Annotated in this window: 19 protein-coding genes; 6 read left to right on the top strand and 13 right to left on the bottom strand. The window is 38.7% G+C overall.

All coding sequences use genetic code 11. From position 1 onward, the window contains the following. Window positions 1-15: 15 nt before the first annotated feature. A complete protein-coding gene (locus tag ACOMC3_RS13225) occupies window positions 16-684 on the bottom strand; it encodes a DUF2490 domain-containing protein (protein WP_420316368.1) in 669 nt (222 codons plus the stop codon). Continuing rightward, window positions 684-1,253 carry a hypothetical protein gene (locus ACOMC3_RS13220; RefSeq protein WP_420316367.1) on the bottom strand — a complete coding sequence of 190 codons (570 nt, stop codon included), beginning with the start codon at window positions 1,251-1,253 and terminating at the stop codon, window positions 684-686. The genes ACOMC3_RS13225 and ACOMC3_RS13220 overlap by 1 nt, the downstream gene beginning before the upstream one ends. A 103-nt stretch (window positions 1,254-1,356) precedes the next feature. Between ACOMC3_RS13220 and ACOMC3_RS13215 the strand changes: the two genes are divergently transcribed. Beyond that, on the top strand, window positions 1,357-2,118 hold the full coding sequence (locus ACOMC3_RS13215; RefSeq protein WP_420316366.1) for a TerC family protein: 762 nt from the start codon (window positions 1,357-1,359) through the stop codon (window positions 2,116-2,118). Between the two features lie 6 nt (window positions 2,119-2,124). Here the strand turns inward: ACOMC3_RS13215 and ACOMC3_RS13210 are convergent, their stop codons facing one another. After that, the gene (locus ACOMC3_RS13210; protein WP_420316365.1) at window positions 2,125-2,595 is read right to left on the bottom strand and encodes a YHS domain-containing (seleno)protein; all 471 of its coding nucleotides are present in this window, start codon (window positions 2,593-2,595) and stop codon (window positions 2,125-2,127) included. Window positions 2,596-2,690: 95 nt separating this feature from the next. Here ACOMC3_RS13210 and ACOMC3_RS13205 point away from each other — a divergent pair, with 95 nt between their 5' ends. Continuing rightward, window positions 2,691-3,089 (top strand): hypothetical protein, encoded by a 399-nt coding sequence (locus tag ACOMC3_RS13205; RefSeq protein WP_420316364.1) that lies wholly within the window; start codon window positions 2,691-2,693, stop codon window positions 3,087-3,089. Between the two features lie 34 nt (window positions 3,090-3,123). On the opposite strand, the gene ACOMC3_RS13200 is transcribed toward ACOMC3_RS13205, so the two are convergent. The 3 genes from ACOMC3_RS13200 to ACOMC3_RS13190 all read right to left on the bottom strand — a co-directional run bounded on the left by ACOMC3_RS13200 (window position 3,124) and on the right by ACOMC3_RS13190 (window position 5,603). Then, window positions 3,124-4,101 carry an acyl-ACP desaturase gene (locus tag ACOMC3_RS13200; protein ID WP_420316363.1) on the bottom strand — a complete coding sequence of 326 codons (978 nt, stop codon included), beginning with the start codon at window positions 4,099-4,101 and terminating at the stop codon, window positions 3,124-3,126. Window positions 4,102-4,178: 77 nt separating this feature from the next. Continuing rightward, complete coding sequence (locus ACOMC3_RS13195) at window positions 4,179-5,198, bottom strand: nucleoid-associated protein (protein WP_420316362.1); 1,020 nt, start codon at window positions 5,196-5,198, stop codon at window positions 4,179-4,181. A 21-nt stretch (window positions 5,199-5,219) separates the two neighbouring features. Next, window positions 5,220-5,603 (bottom strand): VOC family protein, encoded by a 384-nt coding sequence (locus ACOMC3_RS13190; RefSeq protein WP_420316361.1) that lies wholly within the window; start codon window positions 5,601-5,603, stop codon window positions 5,220-5,222. Between the two features lie 336 nt (window positions 5,604-5,939). On the opposite strand from ACOMC3_RS13190, the gene ACOMC3_RS13185 reads away from it, so the two are divergent. After that, window positions 5,940-7,013 carry a hypothetical protein gene (locus ACOMC3_RS13185; protein WP_420316360.1) on the top strand — a complete coding sequence of 358 codons (1,074 nt, stop codon included), beginning with the start codon at window positions 5,940-5,942 and terminating at the stop codon, window positions 7,011-7,013. Window positions 7,014-7,074: 61 nt separating this feature from the next. Here the strand turns inward: ACOMC3_RS13185 and ACOMC3_RS13180 are convergent, their stop codons facing one another. From ACOMC3_RS13180 to ACOMC3_RS13170, 3 genes are all read right to left on the bottom strand, one after another. Beyond that, window positions 7,075-7,746: a DUF2461 domain-containing protein gene (locus tag ACOMC3_RS13180; RefSeq protein WP_420316359.1), complete on the bottom strand. Its 672-nt coding sequence runs from the start codon at window positions 7,744-7,746 to the stop codon at window positions 7,075-7,077. 85 nt (window positions 7,747-7,831) lie between these two features. Next, the gene (locus ACOMC3_RS13175; RefSeq protein WP_420316358.1) at window positions 7,832-8,335 is read right to left on the bottom strand and encodes a uridine kinase family protein; all 504 of its coding nucleotides are present in this window, start codon (window positions 8,333-8,335) and stop codon (window positions 7,832-7,834) included. A gap of 211 nt (window positions 8,336-8,546) precedes the next feature. Then, window positions 8,547-9,137, bottom strand: a complete 591-nt coding sequence (locus ACOMC3_RS13170; protein WP_420316357.1) for a hypothetical protein — start codon at window positions 9,135-9,137, stop codon at window positions 8,547-8,549. Between the two features lie 186 nt (window positions 9,138-9,323). Between ACOMC3_RS13170 and ACOMC3_RS13165 the strand changes: the two genes are divergently transcribed. Continuing rightward, window positions 9,324-10,211 carry a helix-turn-helix domain-containing protein gene (locus ACOMC3_RS13165; protein ID WP_420316356.1) on the top strand — a complete coding sequence of 296 codons (888 nt, stop codon included), beginning with the start codon at window positions 9,324-9,326 and terminating at the stop codon, window positions 10,209-10,211. Between the two features lie 6 nt (window positions 10,212-10,217). On the opposite strand, the gene ACOMC3_RS13160 is transcribed toward ACOMC3_RS13165, so the two are convergent. Continuing rightward, a complete protein-coding gene (locus ACOMC3_RS13160; RefSeq protein ID WP_420316355.1) occupies window positions 10,218-10,598 on the bottom strand; it encodes an endonuclease domain-containing protein in 381 nt (126 codons plus the stop codon). A 216-nt stretch (window positions 10,599-10,814) separates the two neighbouring features. Continuing rightward, a complete protein-coding gene (locus ACOMC3_RS13155; RefSeq protein WP_420316354.1) occupies window positions 10,815-11,285 on the bottom strand; it encodes a hypothetical protein in 471 nt (156 codons plus the stop codon). Between the two features lie 238 nt (window positions 11,286-11,523). Here ACOMC3_RS13155 and ACOMC3_RS13150 point away from each other — a divergent pair, with 238 nt between their 5' ends. Beyond that, complete coding sequence (locus tag ACOMC3_RS13150; RefSeq protein WP_420316353.1) at window positions 11,524-14,907, top strand: methylmalonyl-CoA mutase family protein; 3,384 nt, start codon at window positions 11,524-11,526, stop codon at window positions 14,905-14,907. Beyond that, window positions 14,907-15,281 (top strand): DUF1801 domain-containing protein, encoded by a 375-nt coding sequence (locus ACOMC3_RS13145; protein ID WP_420316352.1) that lies wholly within the window; start codon window positions 14,907-14,909, stop codon window positions 15,279-15,281. The genes ACOMC3_RS13150 and ACOMC3_RS13145 overlap by 1 nt, the downstream gene beginning before the upstream one ends. Window positions 15,282-15,283: 2 nt before the next feature. On the opposite strand, the gene ACOMC3_RS13140 is transcribed toward ACOMC3_RS13145, so the two are convergent. Further along, window positions 15,284-15,670, bottom strand: a complete 387-nt coding sequence (locus tag ACOMC3_RS13140; protein ID WP_420316351.1) for a group III truncated hemoglobin — start codon at window positions 15,668-15,670, stop codon at window positions 15,284-15,286. Between the two features lie 83 nt (window positions 15,671-15,753). Then, window positions 15,754-17,616 carry a gamma-glutamyltransferase family protein gene (locus ACOMC3_RS13135; protein WP_420316350.1) on the bottom strand — a complete coding sequence of 621 codons (1,863 nt, stop codon included), beginning with the start codon at window positions 17,614-17,616 and terminating at the stop codon, window positions 15,754-15,756. Between the last annotated feature and the right edge of the window lie 106 nt (window positions 17,617-17,722).

The following is a 17,722-nucleotide window of genomic DNA, read 5'->3' as shown; positions in this document are numbered from 1 at the left end:
TCACGAATGCTTCACTTAAATTTTAATTATAGCAGCCGTAGTAATAAATGGGATATGCATAGTACTTGAGTTAATGTTTTCTGAACGCTGTGTCAAATCTAGCTGCATCTGAAAATTTGTTGAAAACATGTATCCTACGCCAAGGTTGAATCTGTTATCCAACTGCCTTGCAGCTTTTGAAAACGAAACCAACACCTCATTTGAGGCTACAAAATAAAACTCACTGACATCTACCTTGAGTCCACTCAATGGCATATCCAGGGAGAATCTATAGCGATATCTATGTTCAAAAGTGTTGGTGAAAAAACGCTGTTCAAATCGAACTCTACTAACTAATCTTATTTTGTCATTTTTATGAATCATTGCTACTTGCTCTGTGGCTCGTTGTTCATTGATACCTTGGTGATCCGATGGGTCAAGTTTTCGGTATTTATAGCCTGCGGAAAAGGTAAGATCGGGAGTCAATCTCCGTGATATGAATTGATTGACATCCCAAAAAGCCCATCGGGTTTTATCTACCTCATCTATCTTTTCTTTTAATGTTCGATGACCAATGGAGCTATTGAAACTCCATTTTTTAAAAGAATAGTTAACAGCAATTGCACTCTCCCAGGCAAATGACGATTGAGAGGTTGCACCTAAAGTCATTAAAAAAAAGATCAAGTAGATATAGAATCGACTCATTAATAAAGAATATTATTCGAGGACCTTTCTATGATTTCTCTCTGAAATAGGAATTCGCCTGATTGAGAAAAGGTCATTTCGAAAAAGCTCCATTCTCCTTTTTCTTTTATTCCAATTTCTATTTCATAATTAATTATATCACCTATTTGATTAGTTATAGCTTTTTTTATCACCTCTTGATCAGGTGCATCATTAGATGAAATTTGAAGTTGTATTTTTTGAAATTTGAATTTTTCAAAAGTGGACAGATGCTTTTTGATTCTCTTCATTGCATTTTCATCAATCTTTTCCTCGGAAATTTCAATTTCAACATCCTCCAATTTCAGGGAATCATCAAACTCAACACTATACTTCCGATTTAGGTATTTGAACTTAATCTCGTAGCTCTTTTTTTCGCCATCGCGCTCTCTATAGTACTGAGTTTTATTTGATGTATATGGTTCTAAACATTTCAAAATGTACTCGGGTACATTTTTTAGTTTTATAGGTGTCTCTTTTTCATTTTTTTTCTCTTGAGCACGAGATTCGCTGATCACCAAAATCAACAAGACATAGCATACTAATCGCATCAATTAAAAATAGTCACTTATATATAGATTTGAGAATCCGGAACTCATGATAGTCTTTAAAACGTAATTCTAATTAACATCTCTTGATAATTAAATCCATTTTATGATGATTGAAAATATATTCACCTTATTGATGCTCATTTTACTTCAGGCAGTATTAGGGTTTGATAACCTGCTTTACATTTCATTAGAGTCAAAAAGAGCACCTGCAGAAAGTCAAAAAAAGGTGCGAACGTTGGGTATTGGTATCGCAATTGCCTTGCGGATTATTCTTTTATATGTCCTTGTTAATGTCATCAAGTATTTTCAAGATCCTTTCATAGAGATAGATTCAGGTTTTATTAGTGGAGCAATTAGCGTTCATAGTCTTATTGTCCTTATAGGAGGAATATTCATTTTATACACTGCAGTAAAAGAAATTTTTCATTTGGTGTATCTGGAAGAACATGAGAATGAAGAAAAAAGAGTTCAGAGTATGGGCAAGACAATTGCAATGATTGTGCTCATGAATTTGATTTTCTCTTTCGATTCGATTCTTAGTGCCATGGCATTGAGTGATGTTTTTTGGGTCATGGCTACCGCTATCATCATAAGCGGTGGACTTATGATCTGGTTATCCGATGGAGTGTCGCAATTTCTTGCTAAGAATAGACTTTATGAGGTTTTAGGCTTATTCATTCTATTTCTGGTAGGAGTGATGCTATTGTCTGAAGGAGGGCATTTGGCACATTTATCCATTTTTGGAAATCATATCACTCCGATGAGCAAAACTACATTCTACTTTATCATCTTTATTCTAGTTGTAATTGATATTGTACAAGGTAAGTATCAAAAAAAATTAGTAAGAAGGAAATCTGGCGTATAAGGTTTGTTAGTTCTTCCAATTAGCGTCAGCATCGCTAATTACCTGATCCATATTTTTAATGGCATCATCCATTACATCCTGATTTGAAAAGAGATAGAGTTTGCCATTGTCACTTTTGTAAGAGTAATTTGGGTCTCCTGGCGCAGCAAATCCTTTCCCGACAGCAAAGGCGCAATAGCCGCCTGAAGCTGGCATATATAGTTCAGGATTAGATTCAAAAGCACTGAGGTTTTCTTGACTCTCAAATTGCCATGTTACATCCATCCATTCCGATTGAAAATTTTCTGAACCTAAAGTAGCTTTTTGGTTATTAACTAAAACAACTGGATCATAGCCATCAAGTGCAAGCCCATTTTCTGAATAAATGGCGTCATGCATATTAAATGCCAAGGGAGAAATACCGGCTGCTTTACCAGCTATCAATGCAATTATTAAAAGCGAAACAAGTACTATCCCGATAATCTTTATAATCTTCATAACTGTGTTAAGGTAATCAATTTCGCTTATAAGACTGATTTTGCATCCATGGACGTGGTGTTTACGTAAGAGCAATTCAATCAAGCGATTCTTAAATGAAAAATTATTTACTCCTCTTCTCCTTACTAGCTTCAATATCCCTCTCTGGACAATCTTCAAAAGTTTCTACCATTGATTTCGTACAGATTTTAGATGATAATAGAAAAGAGGCCATTTATTATTATGAAAATAACTGGCTAGTCCTACGTAAGCAGGCTGTTGAAAAAGGGTATATAGATTCATATGAAATTATTGAGGTGGAGTCAACAAACGATGCACAGTTTCATTTGATACTCATAACAACCTATCCGGATCGTATAGCTTTTGGTAAGGCAGAGGAACGATTTCAAGAATTAATAGAATTGAAAGGTCCGCTCAGACTATTAAATGATAAACAACCAGGTGATTTTCGAAAAATTATCTTCAGTAAGCCAGACGGAAATCACCTCTTCTAAAGTTGAAAAGCTTCACAAGCGTTCGATTTAAATATTAAGATATTATCCATTTAAACTGATACTGCTTTTCAGGTATCTGTACTCGCTCTGAAAGTCGCTGGAGCCTATTTGGAAGGGTCATTAAATAATCGCGGGCTTCTTCCGCTTTTTCATTGAGATCTTTAATGTTTTCAATATTCCAATCTTTGAGAAGAGAATTAAGAATATCAATGTAATCCTGAGTGGTATAAACCATGGTTCGCTGAGCTGCATCTGAAAAGTGCTTAAAAAGCTCGCCTATCTTCCCGCCGGATTCTCTTAAAAAGTGGGCGGGCATTACAATTTTTTTCCGCATCATATCCTCAAAAGCGAGCATTGCTTCAGAGGGATCAATTTCAAAGATGCTTTTAACAAAGCTTTTATACGCATTAGCATGACGAGATTCATCGGATGCAATGAGGCCACACATTTTTGCTAGGAGTGCATTTCCTGCCTTTTTCGCAAGGCTTGCCACCCGTCTATGAGAGATATTGGTTGCCAATTCTTGAAAGCTGGTGTAGATAAAGCTACGGTAGGGGTCTCTCGCAGTTTGAATATCAAAACCGTCATTCAGTAAATGATGCGTTGACAATTCCATTTCTCGCATGTTAACTCTACCTGATAGGTACAGATATTTGCTTAGTAAATCTCCGTGTCTATTTTCTTCTGCGGTCCACCCTCTGACCCATCTAGTCCACCCTTTTTGACTCGCTTGATCGACACCTTCAACGTCCATTAACCAGGATTCATAAGTAGGCAAGGCTTCTTCTGTTATAGTATCTCCAATAAGCACCGCAAAAAGATCATAATCCATTTCAGCTGAATGCCCCTGGATATCTCTAATTTCCTCTATGAACTGGGGGCTGTTAGAATCAGGAAGAATATCAGATGGTTGCCATATCTTTTCGATTGGCTTGAGGTATTTGTCCAATAGCTCATCCATCGATTTCTCAAGGGTTTTCATCACCTCCTTGCGTACATTATTCAAGTTCATTTAGCTAAGGTATTCCTTTAGTTTGGAGGCATTAGCTTAATGTGAAAAATTGTGAGTAAATAATTTGAGTTACAAGATCAAGATTCATTTTGATAGTAAATCTTATAATATTTTCTTCCATCAGAATCTTCACCACGCTCAATCAATTCTCGATTTCCATGAATATAGACATGGAAGTTCTTATCAAGTTTTAAAACACTTTTGAAAATACGAGCCTGCTTTTTTACAGAATTTGCTGCAATCTTAAAGCTATCAGATAGATCCAGATCCATTTCATCTTGATATTGCTTGTCAAAGAAGCGGAATGAGTTGATTGCTTCCTCTTCTTGTCCGAAAACAGAGAGTTCGAATTCCCCCTTATCAAATTCTTCAGCCTCCTTAAAGTACTTGATTGATTTGTTGAGAAGGTCTATTTGGTCGGTCTTGGAAACTTCGAATTCTTCAGGCATCTGATCGGTGATATATGATTTAGTCATCTGGAGAAAATGATTGGTGTCATTTACATGGTCACGCTTAAAATCCAGATTGATGAAATCATTTTTCCAGTAAACAGCTTCGCTGCTATTGTTATCATAAGCAAGAACAGTGAATGGGTCATCTGTGAATAAAATCAAGCAAGCTTTGTCTAATTTTTTCTCACCAATGCCTTCCTTGAACAACAATGTGGGTTCTTTGGTCCAGTCAGGAGTTTCTATAAAAACATCTTTCTTCTCTACCTTGTAAATTCCAAGACCATCTACCGGAGATCCTCCGAACATTAAATCTCTAAAACGTACAATGAATAAATCACCCTCTTTAATATTTGGATGCCGCGAACTCATTCTTAAATGGCTTACTATTCCTTCGGGTGTTTCATTGAAGCTGCCTTCTGAACAGATTTTTCGGGAAAGCTGAAACAAAACATTCAACTCCAGATCAACTTCGTGTTTAAACTGATAGGTATTGATGGTTTCTGAAAAAGGCTTCAGAAAGATATTTTTCATCGTTTCTTCTTCAGATGGAGCAAATTCCGATTGAATGAGATGTTGCTCATCTGTTTCTTCTTTAATTTTTTTGAAAAACAATTCTTGAATGCTTGCGCCTTTGTATTCTATCATGGGCTTGAAATGAATAAGTAACTAATTGGGTTCTATAAGGTCCCAAAGATTTCCGTAAAGATCAGCAAATACACACACCTTACCGTATACCTCAATAGAAGGTTCACGAATTATTTTGACATTGTTTTTGATTAAATTATCGTAATACTGATCAAAATTATCTGTATGCATAAACAAGAATACTCTACCTCCGGTCTGATTACCTACAGCTATTAATTGATCGCTATTAGCAGCCTTAGCCAATAGAAGTGATGTCTTTGAATTTGGAGGAGCTACTCGTACCCATCTTTTCACATCGCTCAGGGTAGTATCTTCTAATAATTTAAATCCGAGCTTCTGCGTATAGAAATCAATTGCCTCATCATAATTTTTGACGACCAGTGTTAATTGTACTATCTGATTCATAGTGGAAAGTTAGAAAGTATCACTCGGGGAATAACATTATTAGAATCCCTCAATGATTAAGGGTATGACCCGGAAAATGCTGAACCTGCAAATAAAACTTCAGAGCAAAATTTCAACTTATTCAACAAATAACGCCACTTCTTGCTTAAGAAAATAGCGTCTTAATCGAGTTCGCTTTTATTGCGTCTTTATTAAATCATTGATTTTTAGACCAAGCGTTCATTTGAGTAGATGATTAGTACTCAAAGTGTCTCTCAAAGAATTTATCTTACAATAATTAGCATTTCTGGTAGGGTGTTTCTCATCTTACCTGTAGTACTACTAAAATTACCAATTATGAAATCATTTAAATTAATTGCCTTATTAGTAAGCTTCTCATTCTTGATTGCATGCTCGAATGATGATGAAATTCCAAGTAGAATTGATATTCCATCTCAGTTTTCTGTTGATATTCCACAGTCTATCAGTGATAATGCTGGTGGTCTTAATGGAAGAGTTTCAGGAGATGGCGATGGGATAATCGAAGGAAATGAAATTTATGAAAGCCTGAGACACTTTATCAAAATAGGTGAGGGGTCAGCTGAAATCGTAAAATTCACATTACAGATTGCTGTTGCATTGGAAACTCAGAATGTGCGATCATTCACATTCGAAAGTGATGACGATGGTCGTGAGAAGAGAATTGATCTTACTGAGTCAGTTACCAGAGGAGGAGTTGCATACGATTATGAAATGACCATGATCGACACTGAAAATAGTGAAATGGCACTACAGATTCTTTGGAATGCTGATCCAGTCGTAGGAATAGCAATATTGAAACCTTATAATATTGACAGACTTGACAGCCAAGATGCTGTCGATGCTTTTATCAGAATTGACTATAGTGAAAGTGATCTGGATTACGATGCTACAATGACCGTTTCCATTTCAGGATTAGAGACTGTAGATAATGGAGATATTGATAACATGAAGATGTTTGTAGGTAAAAAGGGAGACATAGTTGATGTTATGGGTAATTCGAATCATCCGAACATTGAAATTATTGATCCAAACTTTTCAGGAGGAAGAAATTATGCATTTGTAGCACGTGGAGATGAATCTACTGACTTAGGAGTGGCAAAATTGGCGCTTCCACCATCTTCAACTACCACGGATGATGTTTTGGTTGATTATTCAGTATTTGCAGTTCTGGAGTCTGAAATCAATGCGGTAGCAGATTTGGACCAAAGTATCATTGATGCCATTTTAGCAGAAGCCCTCTCTCCGGCATATTTCAACAATAATGGTTTCATTACATCAGGTCCTGATAATAAGCCAGAAAGCTTCAGTGCAGATTTTGTAGACTTATCTGGTATGAATCCATTCGTACCTAATGACGTAAAAAACTTAACGATAGATTTTATTCAATAAGACGGTTTTTAAGGTTAACGAGTAAACGCCCCAACCGAAAGGTTGGGGCTTTTCTATTTCACTAAACCAAAGGAATCCCGTTTAGGTCAGTAGTTATCATTTCTGTCATACAGTCCAAAAAAGGTCGCATTTTCCTAAATGCTTCAGACATTATTTCTGGGAAATTTGGATCATGTACTTGTTTCAATGTAAAATCATGTCTGATGATGTATTGTTTATGCCTTAGTAAGTCTATGTCGGGATGGGTTTTGTCAAAGCCTTTCGGAGCAGTCTTCAATTTCTCTCCCAATAATTCACCAAAATCATTTTTGAAATCATTAGATTCAATAACGTTTCTCAACGGATCAGCATCTAAAGCTATTTGATTTCTAAAATGCAGGAGGTCCTGAGCATTTGGACCAAAAAAACCTCCCATAGCAAATGATTCTTCATTGCTTATTTTGAAATAATATCCGCCACGTCTATTGGCTCCAGCTCTACGTAATGTGCCAGCCCAATGTGTTTTATATGGAGCTTTATCTTTAGAGAAACGAACATCCCGATAGATTCGAAAGAGACTCTTTTTTCCAACAGATGTCTCAATTACATCATGTTTATTCATCTCCTCAATCAGTTGATCAGCGAAAAGAATCATTTCGTTATAAGAATCCTCGTATTTAGCTCGATTTGACTGGAACCATTCCCTATTGTTGTTTTTGGTCAACTGATTCAGAAATTCGAATGTTGTTTTCATGGGGCTTTATTGACTATCCTTCTCATTGATTTAATTATATGCTTCATATAAAACGGAGATAAAATGTATATCAATGATTGTCCTTTCACACCTGGACTCTTAATAAGATCTCATCCATATTTGCTTCTGTGAGTAGATTTTCTCCAGAAAAAATCAAGTCTGCATTTGAATATTGACCATTCCTTTTGTGTGTTTCCCAAACATGATCCATATACCATTCCGGTTCATCATTCCACCTGGTTTCTTGTCTTCTCCTTTGAAGAAAAGTTTCTTTCGTTATATTCAAGAATATGGTGGTGTCATAAAGTTCATTCAATTCATCATTAGCAAATGCTAAGATTCCTTCAACAATAATGAAGTCATAGTCCTCGAAACCATTCTCAATCGTGGTAATAATCCTGGAGTAATCAATTGATTCAGGCACTTCCCAGTTAGTTGTTCCATTAACCGTAGGAATAGCACTCTCAGCCTTTACATACAGGTCCATTTCTAAGATCATCACTTTTTTAGGTGATAGGTATTCCCTCAATCGCTTCGCCAGTAGCGATTTACCTGACTGACTCGTGCCGCCTATGCCAATGATTTGCATGTGATAAAATTAGAAATATTGGTCCGAATCCCATTGATTATTCATCAATGAAAATCAATGCTTTCCTATTCTCACTCTGATCATGGTGACTTGACTGGATGGGGAACGCCGTTTTAAAAGCCAAAAAACGGATTGTTATAAAATAGCTTTCATAAAAAAATATCCTGCCAAAGCAGGATATTTTCAACCAAATACAATCCATTTTAATTATTCAAAATGAGTAATATTTTACCTCAGAGAAACCATTGCTGGTCAAAGTCAATTTGTAGTTGCCGGGCAAAAATTTAAATCGCTTCCCAATTAGGCCAACGGCCCCTTTTATTTTGTCATCAAAAAGCAATTCCCCTTCAAATGAATGAATACTCACATGTAAATCATTAGTTTCATTAGAAAGTAATTGTACCATCATCAATTCTTTCTCTACTTTCACTTTAGGGAAGTAGGTTTTGGAAAGCAGACTCATATCCACTACTACTTCTTCATTGCTAATATTCAGTGGAACTGATTGCTGTTTTGCTTGATCTCTAAGCGTGAGAGTGTAATCACCCACTTCAACTTTATTGAGATCTATTTTAATTTTCATCTCTTTCTTAGCCTTAAAATTTTGTTCATGAATAATATTCCCTTCTGCATTAGCTAAGTATAACCTCACCTTTCCACTAATGTCAGATAGGTGGAGATCGATGAGTTTTTCACCAACTACGTGAACGAAGAGCGAATGCTCCACACCGGATGCTAAACCTGCGTTGATCGTTGATACCATCAAGATCATCGCGATAACTAAGTTTCTTAGCTTTTTCATTTTCTTACTACTTTATAAATTTCTAATAATGCAAACCTAGAGGCAGTAGCATGTATGTATCACCTGAATATTTTCTAATATCTATGGTATATTATCTATTATTAGATGAATTTCATTGAAATGTGAAATTCATTGCGGAATTTTACAGTAAAATTGATTTTTACTGTTATATAATTCAATAGAACAGTGCATAAGGTATCAAATAAAAAATACAAAAGTCCTCCTTTAGAGAAAGTGGTATTCCCACATGAAGGGTCAATCCTTGTGCGACATTTTTCAGAGCAAAATAGAAATACACGTCCCTATTGGCATTATCATCCTGAGCTGGAATTGGTATTCGTAAATAGAGGCCGGGGAAAGCGTCATATTGGGAGCCATTTATCTTATTTCAATGAAGGTGAATTGGTATTGATCGGGTCAAACCTTCCTCATCAGGGATTTACAGACCGCCTGTCTGGACATGAGAGTGAAACTGTGATTCAAATGCGTCCCGATTTCCTTGGTGAAGAGTTTCTTCGGATACCTGAAATGAAAAATATTAGCACTTTGTTTGAACGAGCGAAGAAAGGGTTATCGTTTTACGGTAAGAGTAAGGAAGATATTGGTGAGAAGATTGTTGCTTTATCCGATAAAGATAAATTTGATCAGGTCTTAAGTTTATTAGATATCCTCAGGGACCTTTCCATTTCTCATGAGTACAGTATTTTAAACGCAAATGGTTTCTCGATGGTGGCCGCTCCACAGGATAATGATCGGTTGAATGCAGTGTTAAATTATGTCCGTAGTAATTTCCAACAGTCAATTTCGATAAATGAGATATCCGAGGTAGTGAGTATGACAGAAACTTCTTTTTGTCGCTATTTCAAGAAGATAACCTCAAAAACATTTACTCAATTTTTAAATGAGTACCGCCTGGTGCATGCTTCCAAATTGTTGGCAGAGAAAGAGGTCAGTATTACTGAGGTTTGCTTTGAATGTGGCTTTAGCAATTATTCTCATTTTGTAGATCAGTTCAAATCGTTTACGGGTAAAAGCCCATCAAATTATCGTAAGTCTATCCAGCAGGTGTTTTGAGTGGGACTAGTTGGATTCTCTACTTTCCCATAATTCTACAAAATGATAGATTTCACCTAGTACAAAAGCCATATTTTGCTTCACATCCAGATCGTCAAATCGGAGGAAGGATAACTCCATTGCTTCCAGGATTTCTTGCCTTGCCTTATCCTGAAGGCGAGCTTCTTCATGATAGTGACTGCTGCCATCCACTTCGATTACGAGGTTTAGCTTCTTGCAATAGAAATCCACGATGTATTGATCGAGCGGTTTCTGCCGATTGAATTTGTAACCTTTAATGGAGCCTGCTCTCAGCTCTTGCCATAGCAACACTTCTCCAAGCGTGCTATTATTGCGAAGGTAGCGTGAGAATTGCTTCAGGTTCTTATTGTACGGCAGGTAGTACATGGAGGTAAAAATAGAAACGTTACGTTGAATTATCTTATCTGGGGTTCGTCGAATCCCCCAGCTTGATTTGCAAAATCAAGCCACCCCCTTTAAGAAAGGGGGATTTCCACGGATCAAAAATCGGATGTATTCCCCCTTCTGCGAAGGGGGTAAGGGGGATTGGTACGTACACAAAAAAGCACAAGTGGTCACTTGTCCGGGTTGGAGATAATTGAACTAATTAGGATTTATGGCAACATCTCTATTATAGTTTAAAATCACTTTATTCAAATGATTTTTTCCTTTACGAGAAAAAATAGCACTCATTCCTATTAAAGTAACACCCGAGTATCCAATACCTTTTGCAACCCCTTCATTTTCATCGAGGATTATCCAAGATGTTATAATAGCAGCAATTCCAATACCACTGAGTATATTCTCAGTTTTCTTATATTTAATATACTTGTCAAGTTCAATTTTAGATTCCTCATTTGAGTTGAGTAATCGAATGAATTCTTTGTTGCTTAACTTCTCATTACCTCTGTAATATCTTAGTCCTTGCTGGTACAATGCATTTTTATTGTAATTCTTTTTAAAGATGTTAACATCGATATTATTACCTCTAAACGTTATTGTATCAGATTGAGAATAAAGCTGAGAAGTAAAAAGAATCAGAGTAAAATAAATTAGTGATGAGAGTTTTTTCATGGCCTCAAACTTAGGATTAAAAATGTTTATTGTCCGTTTGTTAGGAGTTAGATGCCAGTTTAAACATCAGGACTGACGGAATTCATTATATCTTCAACACAATTCAAACTTCCCAAATAAAATCTCAGTATTCACTCACTTCTCCCAAACGATATTCAACTATCCCAGCGTTTGAACCAAATCTCTCCAAATCCACTTCCTTTTCAGTAAATTTGTTGTCCCAAAATTTTGAAGCGACATGACCCAAAAAGTTAAGATTTATAAGCCCAAGAATCACATTCGAATTGTTACCGCTGCATCTCTTTTTGATGGACATGATGCAGCGATTAACATCATGCGTCGCATTATCCAGTCTACCGGCTGTGAAGTGATTCATTTGGGACATAACCGCTCCGTTCAGGAGATTGTGGATTGCGCCATCCAGGAAGATGCGCAAGCGATTGCCATCACATCGTATCAAGGTGGTCATGTGGAGTACTTCAAGTATATGTACGATCTGCTAAAAGAGCGAGGTGCAGATATTAAAATCTTTGGCGGAGGAGGAGGGACTATCCTTCCTGAGGAAATTGAAGAGCTTCATAAACACGGGATTACCCGCATCTACTCGCCTGATGATGGACGAGCGATGGGACTTCAGGGCATGATCAATGACCTGGTTAAGCAAAGCGATTTTGCCGTTGGTGAAAACCTTAATGGGCAGGTGAAGAGGATCAGCACGAAAGATCATTCTGCGATTGCTCGTGTAATCACAGCTGCTGAAAATTATCCGGATCAATACCGGGAAGAAATGGAAGCATTGCGTAAACAGGCCGCTAATACGCCGGTACTTGGTATTACGGGCACTGGAGGAGCAGGTAAATCTTCCTTAGTGGATGAGTTGGTACGTAGATTCCTTGTTGACTTTAAAGATACCGGAGGTTCTTCCGGCACAGGCAAAAACATTGCGGTGATCTCGGTGGATCCATCCAAACGTAAAACGGGTGGTGCGCTCCTTGGTGATCGAATTCGCATGAACGCGATCTTCAACGATCGAGTGTATATGCGATCACTGGCTACCCGTCAATCCAACCTCGCACTCTCCAAATATGTACAGGATGCGATTGATGTAGTGAAAGCTGCCGGATTTGATTTGATCATTTTAGAAACGTCAGGGATTGGTCAGTCAGACACAGAGATCACCGATCACTCAGATGCTTCACTTTACGTGATGACGCCAGAGTATGGTGCGGCTACCCAGCTGGAGAAGATTGACATGCTGGACTTTGCGGATATGATCGCGCTCAATAAGTTTGATAAGCGAGGAGCGTTGGATGCATTACGGGATGTGAAAAAGCAATATCAACGAAATCATCAACTATGGGATGCGAAGGAGGAAGATCTTCCGGTTTTTGGAACGATCGCTTCTCAATTCAATGATCCGGGAATGAATCAGTTGTACCTATCGCTGATGAACCTGATTGCAGAGAAGACAGGTGCAGAACTCAAATCATCATTCGAAAGTACCGAAGAAATGAGCGAAAAAGTGTTCATTATCCCTCCTAAAAGAACACGATACCTTTCTGAGATTACAGAAACCATTCGAGGCTACAACGAAAAGGCACTGCAGCAAAAAGAAGTTGCGCAGAAGCTATACAGTCTGGAGAAGTCAGGTGAGATACTAAAAGACCAGAAAGATGCTTTGGCAGCTATTGATAAAGCGAAAGAGGAATTGAAATTGGATCTCGATCCGCACAACTTGAAGCTTTTAGAAGAGTGGGATGCGAAGAAAGCCAACTATGAAGGTGAGGAATATACTTACGAAGTACGGGGCAAAGAAATAAAGGTGGAAACGACTACTGAGACGCTTTCACATACCAAATTGCAAAAAGTGTCATTGCCGCGATATGAAGGCTGGGGAGATATTCTTCATTGGAGCCTTCAGGAGAATGTACCGGGAGAGTTTCCATTCACCGCGGGGGTATTTCCATTCAAGCGAAAAGGAGAAGATCCTACCCGAATGTTTGCCGGAGAAGGAGGGCCAGAACGGACAAACAAGCGATTTCACTACGTCTCTAAAGGACTACCAGCAGCAAGATTGTCTACGGCATTTGATTCGGTGACTTTATACGGAGAAGATCCGGATCATCGACCGGACATCTATGGAAAGATTGGTAACTCCGGAGTAAGCATTTGCTGTCTGGACGATGCAAAAAAATTGTACTCAGGATTTGATCTTTGTGATCCGACTACTTCTGTTTCCATGACGATTAATGGTCCTGCTGCAACGATCTGTTCATTCTTTATGAATGCGGCGATTGATCAGCAATGTGAAAAGTACATTAAGGAAAATGGGCTGGAAAAAGAGATCGAAGCAAAAATTGCCAAGATGTACAAAGATGCCGGTGTGGATCGTCCAACATACAGTGGTGAGCTACCTGAAGGACACAATGGATTGGGATTGATGCTACTTGGAGTATCTGGTGATCAGGTGCTTCCAGCAGATGTTTACCAGGAAATGAAGGTCAAGGCTCTTTCGTTTGTTCGAGGTACAGTTCAAGCAGACATCCTCAAAGAAGATCAGGCACAAAACACGTGTATATTTTCAACGGAGTATTCACTTCGATTGATGGGAGACGTGCAGCAATATTTTATTGACAATAATGTCAGAAACTTTTATTCAGTTTCCATCTCAGGCTATCATATAGCAGAAGCAGGAGCGAACCCCATCACGCAGCTGGCGTTCACGTTAGCCAATGGCTTCACCTTCGTGGAATATTATTTATCAAGAGGAATGGATATCAATGCTTTTGCACCAAACCTTTCATTCTTCTTCTCCAATGGAGTGGATGCAGAGTATGCAGTAATCGGGCGAGTAGCCAGAAGAATCTGGTCCAAAGCAATGAAGCTGAAGTACGGAGCAAATGAGAGAGCTCAAAAGCTGAAATATCACATTCAAACCTCCGGTCGTTCCCTTCATGCTCAGGAGATTGATTTCAATGATATCCGAACCACCTTGCAGGCGCTTTATGCGATATACGACAACTGTAATTCTCTGCATACAAATGCCTACGATGAGGCGATAACTACACCTACTGAGGGTTCGGTGAGACGTGCCATGGCTATCCAGTTGATCATTAACAAAGAACTTGGATTGGCTAAGAATGAAAACCCAATGCAGGGATCATTCATTACCGAAGAATTGACCGATTTGGTTGAGGAGGCTGTAATGATTGAGTTCGACCGAATTACGGAAAGAGGAGGCGTGCTCGGCGCTATGGAGAGCATGTATCAGCGAGGCAAGATTCAGGAGGAGTCGATGTATTACGAGACATTGAAACATACGGGTGAGTTACCAATAATCGGTGTGAATACGTTCCTTTCTTCTAAAGGATCACCAACTGTTATTCCTGATGAAGTGATACGTGCAACGAAGGAAGAGAAGGAGCAGCAAATTCACAATTTGCGGCAAATGCATAAAGGCAATGCGAGTAAATCAGCTGAGCTGTTAAAACAACTTCAGGAGGCAGCTCTACACAATGAAAATACCTTTGAAGCTTTGATGGAGGCATCTAAATATTGTTCACTGGGACAAATTACCCATGCCATGTTTGAGGTTGGAGGGCAGTATAGACGAAATATGTAATGCTTTACGACGCTTCAACACCGAAAGAATACCTTGAGCAGTTGGAATCCGACTGGAGGAAAGAGAAATTGATAGAAATCAGATCAATGCTTTTCGAACTTCATCCATTTAAGGAAGGCATTAAATATAAAATGCTCAGCTATGAGGATGATAAGGGTGTGATTTTTCAGTTGAATGCCCAGAAAAACTATGTAGCCTTATATGTCGGAGATGCAAGCAAGGTAGATACATCTGGTGAACTATTAGAGGGTATCAATCATGGTAAAGGATGCCTTAGGTTTAAAAAATCAACAAACATTGCTGAAACACGGATTGATGAATTCATCAAAAAAGCGTTGGAAATGTGGCAAAGAGGCGAGGATATTGATTGCTAATTCTAAACCCGACTTTTTACAATCATATTGAATTGTCCATAGGCCATTTGAATGGCTCTGTTTTTTGCATGCTCTACAAGGGAACCTTCAAATAGAGAGTCAAGTGTTTCAAACCAAAGGCCCACCCACTGGCGGAAATGATCTTCGGTGACTCCATTATTTAATGATCGATCCACCATGATGTGTTTCATGCCGGGTCTTCCAGTGAAATTTCCGGTTCCGAATAAATTCATTTCCCAAAAATCCGTCAACATTTCTAAATGTCCCGGCCATCTTTCTTCTTCAATGTGATGATTGAAAATTGGGCCAAGTAACTCATCCTTTCGAATGCGATTGTAAAAGGCATTTACTAGTAATGAAATATCCTCTCTGGATTCGATTTGTTTCATGGGATGTGAATGTATTACTCAGCAAATCCCTTTTTGGGCATTTCAGTTCCCTATTTTGGATAGAAATCCATTTATTTAAAACATTACCAACCAATTCCGTAATCCTCACCAAAGTTACTGCTGCCACCCCACATGCTACCATTTTCCCAATCAAAGAAAATTGCATTGATAGGACCGGAAGTCCGCTCTCGGATCTGTAGCGTATAACCCATCTCTCTCAATTTCTTTCGTACATAATCAGGAGTATCTTCTCGAATTAAGAGTTTCCCAGGCTCAATTTCATGTTGGCCAAATGATCCACGCATTTGAAAGCTATTGATGTTTGCTGCTTCAGCCGCTTCCTGAACATTCATATCAAACTCTACCATATTCAGAAAGAACTGCAACAGGTTTTGGTCTTGAGAATCACCTCCCTGAACTGCGAATGAAAGGAATGGCTTGCCATCTTTTAAAGCTAACGTGGGTGTTAATGTAGCTCTTGGACGTTTTCCCGGTTCAATGACATTGTATGGGTTTTCACTTTCATTGAGTACAAAGCTCTGGGCACGCTGGCTTAATCCTATTCCGGTATTCCCGGCAATTGCAGCGGGCACCCAACCACCACTTGGAGTGATTGATACAACCCAACCTTCTTCATCGGCAGCTTGTATCGAAGTGGTACCGTTATAGATTTCTGTTCCTGTTGGGAATTCTGATTCTGGAGATTGCATATCTGGTACGAATCCGGTTTTTCCATTCATTTCTTTGGTCCAGTCCTCAATGTATTTTAAGTAAGGATTCTTACCATCTTGAAATGGATAAGGATCTCCGGGTCTTACCTCAGCGTCATTTTCCTCCCAGTTGATTTCTTCCAGCCTCGCCTTTGCGTACTCTTTAGACATCAGTCCCTTAATTGGTTCTTCAGGCGGGAAATAAGGGTCTCCATAATAAAAATCTCGGTCAGCGAATGTAAGGTTCATGATTTGGTACAATGCATGTATATAGTTGACCGAATTGTATCCCATAGACTTGACATCCAATTGCTCTACCATGTTTAGTGATTGAAGCATTACAGGGCTTTGTACCCAGGAAGTAAGCTTATACACATCGATTCCTTTGTAATTAGTCTTGAGTGGCTCTTCAATATAGACTTTCCAATCCTCTAAATCCTTCTTAGTGATCAAGCCACCCAAATCCTGAACACCCTTTACAAAATCATCTGCAATATCTCCTTTGTAGAATCGATCATAAGCTGCATAGATGGCTTCTTTTCTGTTTTTCCCTGCCTTAAGTGCGTTTCGTTCAGCTTCAACAAGTTTAGATAAGGTGTTATACAGGTCTGATTGAACAAAAATTTCTCCTGCTTCCGGACCTTCCCATTCTTTACCCTTGTTAGTTAGGAATACCTTTTCTGAGGGTGGCCATTTTTTAATTTCATCTTTTGAGCCTTCAATTCTACTCGCTGTTTGTCCCTCCATCGGATAACCTTGGGCCATTTCCATTGCAGGAGCTAAGACTTCTTCAAGGCTCATGGTGCCATATTCTGCTAGCATAGTCATCAATCCCCCAGGTGTTCCTGGTGTTACCGCCGCTAATGGGCCAAATCGAGGAGGGTAGTCGTATCCTTTTTCCTTATAGAACTCTGCAGTTGCTCCCGAAGGTGCCACACCAAGAGCATTGATGCCGATTACCTTCCCCGTATTGGGATTGTAAATCAAAGCTTGCGTTTCACCACCCCAGCTCAATACATCCCACATAGTGCTTGTCGCACCAAGCATGGCGCAAGATGCATCCACAGCATTTCCCCCTTGATTGAAGACCATCGCACCAGCCGTTGCACCGAGAGGTTTTCCTGTGATGGCCATCCAGTGCTTACCATGTAGAACTGGTTTTTGGGTGGATTGTGCAACGAGTAGAAAGACACTGAATATGCCGAATATTGAGTAGAGAAGTCTTTTGGTTAACATGATGAGGATGGGTTTTGGTCATTGAATGTACCTCAATTTACTAATTATAGCTGTTTTTTGAAGCCATAAAAAAGGGCCGCTCCTTGAGCGGCCCTAATCGCATAGC

This window comes from Ekhidna sp. (assembly GCF_965212185.1).
Classification (GTDB): domain Bacteria; phylum Bacteroidota; class Bacteroidia; order Cytophagales; family Cyclobacteriaceae; genus Ekhidna.
This window is presented reverse-complemented; position numbering and strand designations above follow the sequence as displayed.